Here is a 13,060-nt window from a genome sequence, read left to right as displayed (position 1 = left end):
CGGCGCACCGGGCACCGGCGCCTCGCGGGCTCGCGCCGGCTCCTGCTGCCGCCGCCTATGCCCGCCGGCTCCTGCTCCCGCCGCCTATGCTCCGCCCGCGTACGTCCCGGCCTCGCCTGCGTACGCGCCGGCCCCCGCCGTGTTCGCGCCCGCTCCGGCTGCGTTCGCCCCGGCTCTCGTGCCCGCCGGGGCGGGGATCTCCGAAGACGTCGAGCAGACGCGGGTCTCGGCATCCGTGCCCCCTCCCGCGCAGCGGGCCGCGCTGTATCCCGACGCGCCCGTGCTCGCGGTGCTCACGTGGGACGACGGCACGCGCATGGCCGTCTACGGCCGCACGCTGTACGGCCGCAACCCGGCCGGCGAGGCGGGCGCGGTGACCGTCGCGGTACGCGACGAGACACTGTCGCTGTCGAAGACGCACTTCGAGGTGGGCTCGGACGAGCGCGGTCCGTGGATCGTCGATCGCCATTCCACGAACGGGACCGTGCTGGTGCGCGATGGCGGGCGCCTTCCGCTCGTGCCGGGCGTGCGCACCACGCTGCGCGACGCCGATCGGCTCGAGCTCGGCGACCGCAGCACGGCGGTGGTCGTCGTATGACCCAGAACCCACCGATCACGGTGCGGTGTGGCGCGGCGACCGACCCGGGGCTGCGCCGTCGCATCAACGAGGACTCGTTCCTGGCGCGGTCGCCGCTGTTCCTCGTGGCCGACGGCATGGGCGGGCACCAAGCGGGCGAGATCGCGAGTGCCACCGTCATCGACGAGTTCCTCGAGTTCTCGGGGCGCGACAGCCTCACGATCGACGACGTCCACGCCGCGGTCGCCCGTGCGCGACGGCGGGTCGACGCGCTGCCGTCCGGCTCCGGCGCGGGCGCCGGCACGACTCTCAGCGGCGTCGTCATCGCCGATGTCGCGGGCGAGGGCTACTGGCTGGCCGTCAACCTCGGCGACTCACGGACGTACCGGCTCAGCGGCGGCGGGTTCGAGCAGGTGAGCGTCGACCACTCCGTCGTGCAGGAGCTCATCGACAGCGGTGAGCTCAGCGCGGAGGCCGCCCACCGCGACACGCGACGCAACGTGATCACGCGCGCGATCGGCGCCGGCAGCGACGGCGAGCCCGACTACTGGATGTTCCCCGCCGAGGCCGGCGACCGCATCCTGGTGTGCTCCGACGGCCTCTCGAGCGAACTCGAGGACTCCCGCATCCTCGAGGTGCTGCGCGACGAGACCGATCCGCAGGCGGCGGCCACGCGGCTCGTGCACGAGGCGATGATCAGCGGCGGACGCGACAACATCACCGTGCTCGTGATCGATGCCGTCGTCGTCCGCACGCGCGCCGACCACTCGGGCGAGCGCGATACGGTACCAGCAGCCCCCACGACCGATGTCGAGATCGACGGCGACACGCTTCCCCGCGCCGTCGCCGCTGGAGGATTCTGATGCCCACGCTGTACTCCCCGGGCGCGTCGCTCGTCGCGGCCACGCCCCACGGCGTCGTCGTGCTCGAACCCGGGAGCCCCGTGGCGGTCGCGGCGCGGGTGCGCGGACTCCTCGCCGAGGGCCGCGGTCTGGGCGGGGTCATCGAGACGCTCACCGGGGCGTACGGCGCGTCGCTGACGGCCATGCCGTCGTTCGCGGTCGCGCTCGCCGAGGGCGACCGGGTGCGCGTCGCGGTGCGCGGCGCCTTCGTGCTGCAGGTCGGGTCCGACCACCCCGAGACCATCTCGGGCGAGGGCGTCACGACGTGGAGCGAGCGCGTGCTGGATCACGCCGGTCGTGTCACGGTGTCGTCGCGCTCGGCCGCGGCGACGGACACGTCGACGGCCTCGGCAGCCGTCCCGTCCGGATCGCCGGAGCTGCCGGTGGCCGACGGCGTGGTCCTCGCGTCGGTCGTCGCGTGGGAGCCGGAGGGCGCGGCGCCTGCCGCCGGCGGGACCGCAGCGCCTGCGACGCCCGAGGCGCGGCCCGCCCCGCTCGGGGCCGAGCCGGAACCTGGGCCCGCCCCGCTCGGGGCCGAGCCGGAACCTGCGCCCGCACCGGAGCCCGAGCCGGAGCCGGAGCCCGAGCCCGCGCTGACGCCCGCGCCCCGTCCGGCGCTGGGGGCCGAGCCCGAGCCTCGCGCCGCGCTGGCGGCCGAGCCGGAGCCCGACCCCCGCCCCGAGCCGGCGCCTGCGCCTGCGTCGGCACGGAGCGGAATGATCGATTCGTCCTCCGTGCCGTCGGTCGCGCACCTCGACACGCTGCTCCCCGACGAGTCCACGCTCATCCCCTCGGACGATGAGCCGGCCGAGGCGCCCGGAAGCGCCGGGCAGGACGATCCGCTGCTGACCACGGTCATCCGCGGCCGCGAGCTGCCGGCCGACCCGCCGCTCATGGGCGACCATGACGGAGCGACGGTCTCGCTCGCGCAGGCCCGTGCGCTGCGCGGCAGTGAGGCACCCACGTCGTCGGTGCCGCCGCTCGCGCCGCCGCGACCGCGGTCACCCGGCCGGCTGCGGGTGTCGAACGGCCAGGTGGTCGCACTCGATCGCACCGTCGTGATCGGGCGGCGCCCGCGATCGACGCGCGTCTCGGGCACCGACCTGCCTCATCTCGTCGCCGTGGACAGCCCGCAGCAGGACATCTCCCGCAGCCACGTCGAGGTGCGCGTCGAGGGCGACAGCATCGTCGCGACCGACCTGCGCACCACCAACGGCACCACGCTGCGCCGGGCCGGCAGCGACCCGGTGCGCCTGCACCCGGGCGAGGGCACGGTCGTGGTGCCGGGCGACGTGCTCGACCTGGGCGACGGCATCACCGTCGCCGTCGAGGAGATGCCGTGAGCAAGCGCTCCCCGATGACACCGCCCGACCTGCCGGGCTTCACCTACCTCGATCTGCTGGGATCGGGCGGGTTCGCCGACGTGTACCTCTACGAGCAGCAGCTGCCCAAGCGCCGCGTTGCGGTGAAGGTGCTGCTCACCGATCGCATCTCGAGCGCCTCGGTCGAGGAGTTCACCGCCGAGGCGAACGTCATGGCGATGCTGTCGACGCACCCCGCGATCGTGACGATCTACCAGGCGGGGGTCGCGCGCGACGGCCGCCCCTACCTGGTGATGGAGTACTGCCCGAAGCCCAACCTCCAGGTGCGTTACCGGCGCGAGCCCTTCTCGGTCGCCGAATCGCTGCGGGTGGGGATCCAGGTCGCGGCCGCCGTCGAGACGGCCCACCGCGCCGGCGTGCTCCACCGCGACATCAAGCCCGCCAACATCCTGGTCACGGAGTACAACCGTCCCGCCCTCACCGACTTCGGCATCGCCTCGACGACGAGCGCCGCCGCCGAATCCGCGGGCCTGTCGATCCCGTGGTCGCCGCCCGAGTCGTTCGCCGACGTGCCCCGCAGCGACCCGCGGTCGGACGTCTACGCCCTCGGCGCGACCGTGTACACGCTGCTGGCCGGCCGATCGCCCTTCGAGCTGCCCGGCCAGCGCAACGGCGCCGCCGAGCTCATCCAGCGCATCGAGACGATGCCCCTCCCGGCGCTCGGCCGCGCCGACACGCCGGTGTCGCTGCAGCGCGCCCTCGAGCGGGCCATGGCCAAGCCCTCCGCCGACCGGTACGAGAGCGCGATCGCGTTCGCGCGCGCCCTGCAGAAGGTGCAGATCGAGCTCTCGCACGGGGTCACGGCCATCGACATCCTCGACGACCATGTGCCGGAGGATGTCGAGCAGGACGAGGACGACGGTCTCACGCGCGTGCGCGGCGTCGTGAGCATCGACCCCGAGACGGCCCCCGCGGCAGGACTGACCCGCCCCTCGGCGACCACCGCGCCGAGCGGGTCGCCGTTCGCTCCGCAGTCCGGTCCCGAACCGGCCGTCGACGCGACGATCGTCCGGGCGCCGACGGCCGCGCCCGCGCCCGACGCCGTCGACGCCACGATGCGTCGCGCGTCCTCCTCGACCGCACCCGCAGGGCTCGACGGGACAGGCCTCGACCAGACCGGGCTCGACGAGACCGTGATCCGGGGCCGAGACTTCACGGCCGCGCCCACGCGTCCGCAGGTCGCCGGCGACGTGCCTGCTGGAGCGGACGTGGCGGCCACCGCCTCCTCGGCCTGGGGTCCCGGCGCGGCCGATCGGCCGGCGGTCCCGGCCTTCGACGCGCCCGCCCCGGGCGACACCGCCGGTTCCGCGCGCCGTCGCCCGCGCCTCGGCCTCTGGATCGGGCTCGCGGCAGGACTGGTCGTGGTGGCGGGTGTCATCGTCGGGGTGTCGCTGCCGGGGATCCTGTCGGGCGGCGCGGCCGAGCCGGCACCGTCCGCGACCGCGGCCCGGCCCCAGGATCCGATCAGCACCGTCGTGCCGCCGCCCGAGGATCTCACGGGAACCGCCGCGGCCGAGGGGGTGCGGTTCGCGTGGACCAACCCCGATCCCGCGGACGGCGACCACTACATCGTCGCCGTCATCGACCGCACCGGTGCCACCGGCGAGCCCGAGTCGGTCGACAGTCCCGACTACACCGTGCCGGCGGATCCCTCCGGCACCACGTGCGTCGAGGTGATGCTCGTGCGCGAGAACGGCCGGGCCTCCGAGCCGGTGACGGAGTGCGTCCCGTGACCGGGGACGCCGCCGGGCTGACGGTCGACTTCGCCGGCGAGCGGTTCGAGGTCGAGCCGGAGCGGGTCTTCACGGTCGGACGCGAGGGCGACCTCGCGATCGACGACAACCTGTTCCTGCACCGCAACTTCCTCACGATCGAGAACCACGACGGGCTGTGGCTGCTGTCGAACGTGGGCAGCCGGCTCACCGCGACGGTGACCGACACCGGCGGGCGCGTGCAGGCGTGGCTCGCCCCCGGTGCGCGGCTGCCCCTCGTCTTCGCCGCGACGTCGGTGATCTTCAGCGCCGGGCCGACGACGTACGAGCTCACGATCCACTCCGCCGCACCGCCTTTCCGCGAGACGCAGACGATCGCCGACGACGACGGCCTGAGCACGATCGGCGACGTGCCGCTGACCCACAGCCAGCGCGTCATGATCCTCGCGCTCGCCGAGCCGGTGCTCAAGCGCGAGGGCACCGGCATGAGCGAGCTCCCGACATCGGCGCAGGCCGCGGACCGCATCGGGTGGACGCTCACCCGCTTCAACCGCAAGCTCGACAACGTCTGCGACAAGCTCGATCGCATCGGCGTGCCCGGACTCCGCGGCGGGGTGCGCTCCTACGCCACGAACCGCCGCGTGCGGCTCGTCGAGCACGCCATCGCCGCGCGCCTCGTCACGCGCGACGACCTGCCGCTGCTCGACGAGGAGCTGCGCGCCAACACCTCGAGCGCGGCCACCGGCGACTGACCCGGCCGCTGACCGATCGGGGGGCGAAGCTCGGTCAGCGCCCGGCGTCGTAGAGGTGACGGCCGCCGTGGCTGAGCACCTTCACCACGACACCGCGGCGGTGCAGCTCGGCGACGGTGCGCGTCTCTTCGTCGATGTCACGACCGAGGGCGTGGACGTTCGCCACGACCAGCACGTCCCCGCTCTTCAAGGTGCCGAAGAGGCGCACCAGCCGCTCCTCCCACGACTCGAGCGTCTCGGGTGCGGGGTGACGGAATCCCTCGATCGGCACGCCGAACCGGGTGAGATCGTTGCGCTGCTCGACCACCGAGGGCATGTCGTCGCGGGCGATCACGAGGCCGACGAGGCGCGAGCCGGCGGGACGCGCGAGCCACCAGGTGCCGTCGGCCTGCAGCTCGGTGAAGCACTTCGGGCACTCCGCGGCCGCGTGCGGCAGGTGCAGCGGGGAGGTCTCGGCGCCGGCGGACGCGTCGGCGGATGCCGCATCCGTCCGTGTGATCTCGCTCATGGCGCCCCCTTGCTCTGGTCCATTGTCCCCCATCGGCCACAGGCCGCGCGCACCCGCCCGGACGGCGTCAGTCCTCGTCCTCGAGGCGCAGCTCGAGGCTGAGCTGGTCGGCGTCGAGCTCGGCGAGGGCGTGGCGCAGCGCCGGAGTGCTGTACCCACCGCCCGAGCTCAGCTCGTTCAGCCGCGCGCGCATCGCGTCGATGACCGCGAGCCGCAGTTCGAGCATCTCGTGCATGCGGGCGCTGGCCTCGTCGTCGGGCGGCTGGAGGTACTTCGCGTCGACGCGCTGCAGCACCTCGTCGGGAAACGGCGTGCCGTCGCGGCGGCGCAGCTCCGACCGCGCGAGGGCGGTCACCGCGGCGTCGCGGAGGTCTTCGTCGAGCGCCGACTGCTCGGCGCGGTCGAGCGTGTCGTCGCCCGGGCGCTCGAGCCGGAGGAGGCGCACCACCCACGGCAGCGTGAAGCCCTGGAGCATGAGGCTGCCGACCGCGACGGCGAACGCGATGAAGACGAGCAGCGCGCGGTCGGCGGTGTCCTCACGGGGGAGGGTCTGCGCGGCGGCGAGCGTCACGACGCCGCGCATGCCGGCCCACACGATGATGACGCCGTGCTTCCAGCCGAGCGGTGAGGCCTGGTAGTAGTCGAGGTCCCCGAGCGCGCGCCGGAGGCGGTGTCGCATCCGATCGAGCCGGCGCTGCGCCCGCGGGCTGCCGGGATCCGGATCATGCCGTCGTCGCCCGCTCCAGGGCGCAGGGGTCGCCGGGCTCTCTGCGGGCGGCGTCCCCGCCGCCTCTTCCTCCGTCGCCGGCGCGTCGAGCGGCGTCCGCGCCGGCGGGGCCGCGATCTCGCCCGAGCCGATCGTGTCGATCCTCTCCTCGAGCGCCTCGAGGCGGGCGCGCTGCCGGCCCCGCGCGCGGCGGCTCTGCGCCCACACCAGCAGCGACACGTACGCGGCGCGCACGGCGAGGACGATCCCGAGGGCGGCGGCGGCGATCCCGAGCCCGGTGCCGAGCCCGTTGTGGTCGGCGATGTTCTCGGCCACGATCGCGTTGAGCTCGAGACCCATCACCAGGAACACGGCACCCTCGAGCACGAGCTCGATCGTGCGCCAGTTGTGCTCGTCGGCCATGCGCTGCTCGGGTGTGAACCTGCGGGCGGCGCCCTGGCCGGTGACGATGCCGGCGACGACCGCCGCGACGAGTCCCGAGCCGCCGAGCTCCTCGGTGGGGATGTAGGCGACGAAGGGCACGACGAACCCGATCGCGGTGTTCGCCGCCGAGTTGCCGATGAGGGCGCGCAGCCGCAGGTTGACATAGCCGACCACCGCCCCCACGACGACGGCGACGACCACTCCCCACGCGAAGGCCGGCAGGAACCCGACTCCCACGGACGCGTCTGCGGCGACGGTCGTGGCGACGGCGGCCGAGGCGATCATCGTGCGCAGCAGCACGAGGGCCGTCGCGTCGTTGAGCAGGCTCTCGCCCTCGAGCATCGTGACGACGCGCCGCGAGACGCCGAGCCGCTTCACGATTGAGGTGGCGACGGCATCCGTCGGGCTCAGGATCGCACCGAGCGCCACAGCGATGGCGGGATGGATGCCGGGGATCACGGCCAGGAAGAACAGCCCGAGCACGATCGAGCTGACGATCACGAGCACGAACGACAGTCCCGCGATGGGGCCGAAGTCACGCCGGAACTCGATCGCCGGCAGCGCGACCGCGGCGGAGTACAGCAGCGGCGGCAGCACGCCCACCAGGATCCACTCGGGGTCGATCTCGGGCACCTCGACGAACGGCAGCAGGCTCACCGCCGCCCCGATGAGCACCAGCACGAGCGGTCCGGCGATGCCGACCTTGGGCGCGATGGCCGTGGCCAGTGCGATCACGACGACCGCGGCGATGGCGAGCAGGAGAACGTCCACGCGCGGCCCTACAGCACCCCGAGCGCGCGCACGGCGTCGCGCTCGGCGACGAGCTCGGCGACCGATGCCTCGAACCGGCGGCGACCGCGGGCGTCGAGCCCGACCCCCTCGACGATCCGGTAGCCGTCGCCGTCCGACGTCACCGGGAACGAGCAGACGAGCCCTTCCGGGACGCCGTATTCGCCGCGCGAGAGGACGGCGGCGGAGGTCCACGGCGTGCCGCGCTGCTCGTCGCGCACGTGCTCGATGGCCGCGTTCGCAGCGGACGCGACCGACGACGAGCCGCGCACCTCGATGATCTCGGCGCCGCGCTTCGCGACCCGCGGGATGAACACGTCGTCGAGCCACGCCGTCGCGGCGTCCTGGCCGCCCAGGCGCTCCGCCAGGGCATCGAGCACCGGCATCCCGTCGACCCGCGCGTGCGACACGTCGGGGAACTGCGTCGCCGAGTGGTTGCCCCAGATCGCGACGCCCTCGATCGCGCCCGGCCCGACGCCGATCGCCTCGGCGAGCTGGCCCACGGCGCGGCTGTGGTCGAGCCGTGTGAGGGCCGAGAAGCGGTCGGCGGGAACGTGCGGGGCCGCGGATGCCGCGGCGATGAGCGCGTTCGTGTTCGCCGGGTTGCCCACCACGACCACGCGCACGTCGTCGGCGGCGACCGCGCCGATCGCGGCTCCCTGCGGTCCGAAGATGCCCGCGTTGGCGGCGAGCAGGTCCGCGCGCTCCATGCCGGGCCCGCGCGGGCGCGCACCGACCAGCAGTGCGATGTTCGCCCCCTGGAAGGCCGTCAGCGGGTCGTCGGTGATGTCGACGTCGTGCAGCAGCGGAAAGGCGCAGTCCTGCAGCTCGAGCGCCGCGCCCTCGGCCGCGCGGAGACCCTGCGGGATCTCGAGCAGCCGCAGCCGCACCGGCCGATCGGTGCCCAGCATGTCGCCCGCCGCGATGCGGAACAGCAGCGCATACCCGATCTGGCCGCCCGCCCCGGTGATGGTCACGGTCGTGGGTGCGCTCGCCATGCCCCGAGCATATTCCCCCTGATTCGGGGCCGGTTCCGAGCAGGTTCGGGGCCCGCGGGGTACCGTGAACAGCATGACGTTCAATCAGAACGCCAACGTCGGGGGGAACCGAGCTCGACGTAGGGGGGCAGGAGCCGCGGTCGCGGGTGGCGGGATCGCGGGGATCGGCGCGCTCGCCGTCATCCTCTTCCAGCTCTTCACCGGTACCGACATCTCGGGGCTCGTCCCGAACGCCCCCCAGCCGGGCGGCGGCGCGGAATCCCAGATCGAGCAGTGCGAGACCGGCGCCGACGCGAACGCGCGGGACGACTGCCGGCTCGCCGCAGGCAGCGTCGTGCTCGACGAGTACTGGGAGCAGCAGGTGCAGGGGTACCGTGCGCCCGGGCTCATCGTCGTCGACGGCCAGACGCCCACGCCGTGCGGCACGGCGTCGAACCGGACCGGTCCGTTCTACTGCCCGCCCGAAGAGACCGTCTACATCGACCCCACGTTCTTCGCGCTCATGCGCGAACGGTTCGGCGCGTCCGCCGGGGAGCTCGCGCAGCTGTACGTCCTCGCGCACGAGTACGGCCACCACGTGCAGCACATCACCGGTGTCATGGACCGGTACCCGAACAACGGCCCCGGCCCCGACAGCAACGGCGTGCGCACCGAGCTGCAGGCCGACTGCTTCGCGGGCGCCTGGGTGGGCGCGATGACCGAGCAGCGCGACGAGAACGGCGTGCCCTACTTCGAGCCGGTCACGCCGCAGCAGATCGCCGATGCGCTCAACGCCGCCGGGACCGTCGGCGACGACCACATTCAGGAGCAGTCCGGCGGGTTCGTCAACCCCGAGTCGTGGACCCACGGGTCGAGCGAGCAGCGGCAGCGCTGGTTCCAGGAGGGCTACCAGAACGGCGTCTCGGCCTGCGACACGTTCGCCGTGTCGGGGAGAGACCTGTGAACGAGCAGCTCGAGGCCATCCTCTATCCGCCGATCGAGCCGTACGAGACGGGCGAGCTGATCGTCGGCGAGGGGAACCGCGTCTACTGGGAGCAGAGCGGCAACCCCGACGGCAAGCCCGTGGTCCTGCTGCACGGCGGCCCCGGCGCGGGCACGTCGCCGTCGCATCGGCGCTTCTTCGATCCCGAGCGCTACCGCATCGTGCTGATGGATCAGCGCGGCTGCGGGCGATCCACGCCGCACGCGAGCGAGCCGCGCGCCGACCTGCGTCACAACACGACCTGGCACCTGGTCGCCGACATCGAACTGCTGCGCAAGAACCTCGGGATCCCGCGGTGGCAGGTGTTCGGCGGATCGTGGGGCAGCGCCCTCGCCCTCGCCTATGCGCAGGCCCACCCGCGCGCGGTGACAGAGCTCGTGCTGCGCGGGATCTTCACCCTGCGCCGCCACGAGCTGGAGTGGTTCTACGAGGGCGGTGCGGCATCCGTCGCGCCCGATCTGTGGGAGGACTTCATCGCTCCCATCCCGATCCTCGAGCGCTCGCAGCTCATCGAGGCGTACCACCGGCGGCTGAGCGATCCCGACCCCGCCGTGCACGTGCCGGCGGGCGTCGCGTGGTCGCGGTGGGAGGCGTCGACCCTCACGCTCCTGCCCGATCCCGAGCTCATCGCCGCGATGACCGAGCCGCGCGCCGCCGTGGCGTTCGCGCGCATCGAGAACCACTACTTCCTGAACGGCGGATGGTTCGACGAGGGCCAGCTCCTCGCCGGAGTCGACCGGATCCGGCACCTGCCGGCGGTCATCGTGCAGGGCCGCTACGACGTGTGCACTCCTCCCATGACCGCCTGGGATCTTCACCGCGCGTGGCCCGAGGCGTCCTTCGAGATGATCCCGGATGCCGGTCACGCCGCCTTCGAGCCGGGCATCGCCCGCGCGCTCGTCGCCGCGACCGACCGCTTCGCGGCATCCGTCGCCCCCGCCTCCGACGCCGACGCCCCCGACGCCGACGCTGACGCCCCCGCCGCCGACGAACCCCCCTACGAGCAGCCGGCCGCCTCCTGACCCGCGGTCGGGTTGCGAAAACACCCGTCCGTCGCGCGACACGCCGAGCCTCGGCATCCGTCACCGGCGTGTCGCCGTCACCGACGGGTGTTTTCGCACGGTGTTCGTGCCCGCTGCCGGTGCCGTGGCGGGGAACGCCCAGGTGAGCACTGCTAGTGTGGGAGGTCTTGCAGCGCTTCGTGCGCTTCTCGCGTCGTAGAACGCTTCCATACCCGCCGCCGCCTTCTCATCGAAGTGCGATGCCGGTGACGACTTTCGTACGGCGACCCGTGGGTGAAATCCGCCCCGGCCACCGACAGGGCACCGACGTGCCCAGAGAATCCTCATGACTGAAACCACTTTCGGCGCGCTCGGCGTGCCGCAGCCCCTCGTCGACGCGCTCGCCGCCGACGGCAAGACCACCGCGTTCCCGATCCAGATCGACACGCTCCCCGACACCCTCGCCGGCCGCGACGTCCTCGGCCGCGGCAAGACCGGCTCGGGCAAGACCCTCGCCTTCTCGATCCCGATGGCCGCGCGCCTCGGCGGCGCACTCGCCGGCGGAACGCGCCGCAAGGGCCGCCCGCTCGGCCTCGTGCTCGCCCCGACGCGCGAGCTCGCCACCCAGATCGACGCGGTGCTCGCGCCGCTCGCGAAGGCGTACGGCCTCACCACCACGACGATCTTCGGCGGCGTCAACCAGAACCGTCAGGTGCAGGCGCTGAATGCCGGCGTCGACATCATCGTGGCGTGCCCCGGCCGCCTCGAAGACCTGATGAAGCAGGGCTACGTGCACCTCGACGCGATCGAGATCACCGTCATCGACGAGGCCGACCACATGGCCGACCTCGGGTTTCTGCCGGGTGTCACGCGCATCCTGAACGCGACGCCGTCCGGCGGGCAGCGACTGCTGTTCAGCGCGACGCTCGACAACGGCGTCGACAAGCTGGTGAACCGCTTCCTGCAGAACGAGGTGCTCCACTCCGTCGACGAGGCGAACTCGCCCGTCGCGGCGATGACCCACCACGTCTTCACGATGGATGCCGAGACCAAGAAGGACGTCGTGAAGACGCTCGCTTCGGGCAAGGGCCGCCGCATCCTGTTCATGCGCACCAAGCACCACGCGAAGAAGCTCGCCAAGCAGCTGACCTCGCAGGGCATCCCGTCCGTGGACCTGCACGGCAACCTGTCGCAGCCGCAGCGCGACCGCAACCTCGCGGCGTTCTCGTCGGGCGCGGCCCGGGTGCTCGTGGCGACGGATGTCGCGGCCCGCGGTGTGCACGTCGACGACGTCGAGCTCGTCATCCACGTCGACCCGCCCATGGAGCACAAGGCGTACCTGCACCGCTCGGGCCGCACCGCCCGCGCGGGCGCCGAGGGCGCGGTCGTGACCCTCGTGCTGCCCGGCCAGGAGAAGGACGTCGCGCAGCTGCTGCGCAAGGCGGCCATCAAGGTCGCCCCCGTGGCCGTGACGGCCGAGTCGGCCGAGGTCTCGCAGCTCGTCGGCGAGGTCGCCCCCTACGTCAAGCCCGAGCCCGTGCAGCAGCAGGTGCGCGGCGGCGGCACGAGCCAGGGTGCCAACGCACAGCGCAAGCGCGCAGCCCGCGACGGACAGCGGTCGTCGACGACGGATGCCTCGCGCCAGGGCCGCGGCGCCGGCTCGGGCGGCTCGCGCCGCCGCGGGTCGGGTCAGGGCTCGGCCGGAGGCCAGGGCCGCGACGCCGCCACCGCGCGCGACAAGGCCACGCACCAGCGCCACGACCAGAGCGCGGGCCACTCCCGCTCGGCACAGCCCGCGCAGGGCAACCCGCGCACCCCGGGCCGCCGTGCCTCGGGCGGCGGCACCGGCAAGCTCATGGTCGGCTCCGTGGTGCGCACCAACGGCACGAACCGCCGCAGCGGCCGCTGATCCCGGGCGTTCGCGCGTTCGCGCGCTCGCGTGTTCGTGCGCTCGGCGGTCGCGCGCTCGGGCGCTCGGGCGCTCGGGTGTTCGCGCGCTCGGCGTGGGGTATTCGTGTGGCGCGACACGCGGCATCCGTTCGCTCATTCCGCGTGTTGTGACACTTGAGGTGGGTGCTCGCGGTCGGTCGCGCTGACCACGGCCTTCGCGCGCTCGGCGCTCGGCGTGGGGTGTTCGTGTGGCGTGACACGCGGCATCCGTTCGCTCATTCCGCGTGTTGTGCCACTTGAGGTGGGTGCTCGCGGTCGGTAGCGCTGGCCCCGGACCTTCGTGTGGCGCGACACGCGGCATCCGTTCGCGCATTCCGCGTGTTGTGCCACTTGAGGTGGGTGCTCGCGGTCGCTCGC

The 13,060-nt window shown here is 73.3% G+C and carries 11 protein-coding genes; 8 read left to right on the top strand and 3 right to left on the bottom strand.

Annotation, left to right across the window (positions count from 1 at the left end; all coding sequences use genetic code 11):
- The first annotated feature begins 139 nt into the window (after positions 1 to 139).
- Genes IM778_RS17805 through IM778_RS15645 form a run of 5 tightly spaced genes read left to right on the top strand, consistent with a single transcriptional unit; the run spans position 140 to position 5,325 of the window.
- A complete protein-coding gene (locus IM778_RS17805) occupies positions 140 to 598 on the top strand; it encodes an FHA domain-containing protein (RefSeq protein WP_228484872.1) in 459 nt (152 codons plus the stop codon).
- A complete protein-coding gene (locus tag IM778_RS15660) occupies positions 595 to 1,440 on the top strand; it encodes a PP2C family protein-serine/threonine phosphatase (protein ID WP_194409738.1) in 846 nt (281 codons plus the stop codon). Before IM778_RS17805 ends, IM778_RS15660 begins: the two co-directional genes overlap by 4 nt.
- Complete coding sequence (locus IM778_RS15655; RefSeq protein ID WP_194409737.1) at positions 1,440 to 2,822, top strand: FHA domain-containing protein; 1,383 nt, start codon at positions 1,440 to 1,442, stop codon at positions 2,820 to 2,822. Before IM778_RS15660 ends, IM778_RS15655 begins: the two co-directional genes overlap by 1 nt.
- Positions 2,819 to 4,594 (top strand): serine/threonine-protein kinase, encoded by a 1,776-nt coding sequence (locus tag IM778_RS15650; RefSeq protein ID WP_420488834.1) that lies wholly within the window; start codon positions 2,819 to 2,821, stop codon positions 4,592 to 4,594. The genes IM778_RS15655 and IM778_RS15650 overlap by 4 nt, the downstream gene beginning before the upstream one ends.
- Positions 4,582 to 5,325, top strand: coding sequence for a hypothetical protein (locus IM778_RS15645; RefSeq protein WP_420488833.1), 744 nt, complete (start codon positions 4,582 to 4,584; stop codon positions 5,323 to 5,325). The genes IM778_RS15650 and IM778_RS15645 overlap by 13 nt, the downstream gene beginning before the upstream one ends.
- Before the next feature lie 34 nt (positions 5,326 to 5,359).
- On the opposite strand, the gene IM778_RS15640 is transcribed toward IM778_RS15645, so the two are convergent.
- The 3 genes from IM778_RS15640 to IM778_RS15630 all read right to left on the bottom strand — a co-directional run bounded on the left by IM778_RS15640 (position 5,360) and on the right by IM778_RS15630 (position 8,770).
- Complete coding sequence (locus tag IM778_RS15640; protein ID WP_194409735.1) at positions 5,360 to 5,833, bottom strand: recombinase family protein; 474 nt, start codon at positions 5,831 to 5,833, stop codon at positions 5,360 to 5,362.
- A gap of 67 nt (positions 5,834 to 5,900) precedes the next feature.
- Entirely contained in the window at positions 5,901 to 7,754 is a 1,854-nt protein-coding gene (locus IM778_RS15635) for a cation:proton antiporter (protein WP_194409734.1), read from the bottom strand.
- Between the two features lie 8 nt (positions 7,755 to 7,762).
- The gene (locus IM778_RS15630; RefSeq protein ID WP_194409733.1) at positions 7,763 to 8,770 is read right to left on the bottom strand and encodes a malate dehydrogenase; all 1,008 of its coding nucleotides are present in this window, start codon (positions 8,768 to 8,770) and stop codon (positions 7,763 to 7,765) included.
- A 73-nt stretch (positions 8,771 to 8,843) separates the two neighbouring features.
- Between IM778_RS15630 and ypfJ the strand changes: the two genes are divergently transcribed.
- The 3 genes from ypfJ to IM778_RS15615 all read left to right on the top strand — a co-directional run bounded on the left by ypfJ (position 8,844) and on the right by IM778_RS15615 (position 12,662).
- Positions 8,844 to 9,713 (top strand): KPN_02809 family neutral zinc metallopeptidase, encoded by an 870-nt coding sequence (ypfJ, locus tag IM778_RS15625; protein ID WP_194409732.1) that lies wholly within the window; start codon positions 8,844 to 8,846, stop codon positions 9,711 to 9,713.
- Positions 9,710 to 10,774, top strand: a complete 1,065-nt coding sequence (pip, locus tag IM778_RS15620) for a prolyl aminopeptidase (protein WP_194409731.1) — start codon at positions 9,710 to 9,712, stop codon at positions 10,772 to 10,774. The genes ypfJ and pip overlap by 4 nt, the downstream gene beginning before the upstream one ends.
- 325 nt (positions 10,775 to 11,099) lie before the next feature.
- Positions 11,100 to 12,662, top strand: a complete 1,563-nt coding sequence (locus tag IM778_RS15615; protein WP_194409730.1) for a DEAD/DEAH box helicase — start codon at positions 11,100 to 11,102, stop codon at positions 12,660 to 12,662.
- Positions 12,663 to 13,060: the final 398 nt, after the last annotated feature.

This window comes from Microbacterium cremeum (genome assembly GCF_015277855.1).
GTDB classification, from domain to species: Bacteria; Actinomycetota; Actinomycetes; order Actinomycetales; family Microbacteriaceae; genus Microbacterium; species Microbacterium cremeum.
The sequence above is the reverse complement of the archived record's forward strand: the minus strand, read 5'-3'. Positions and strand labels throughout refer to the sequence as shown.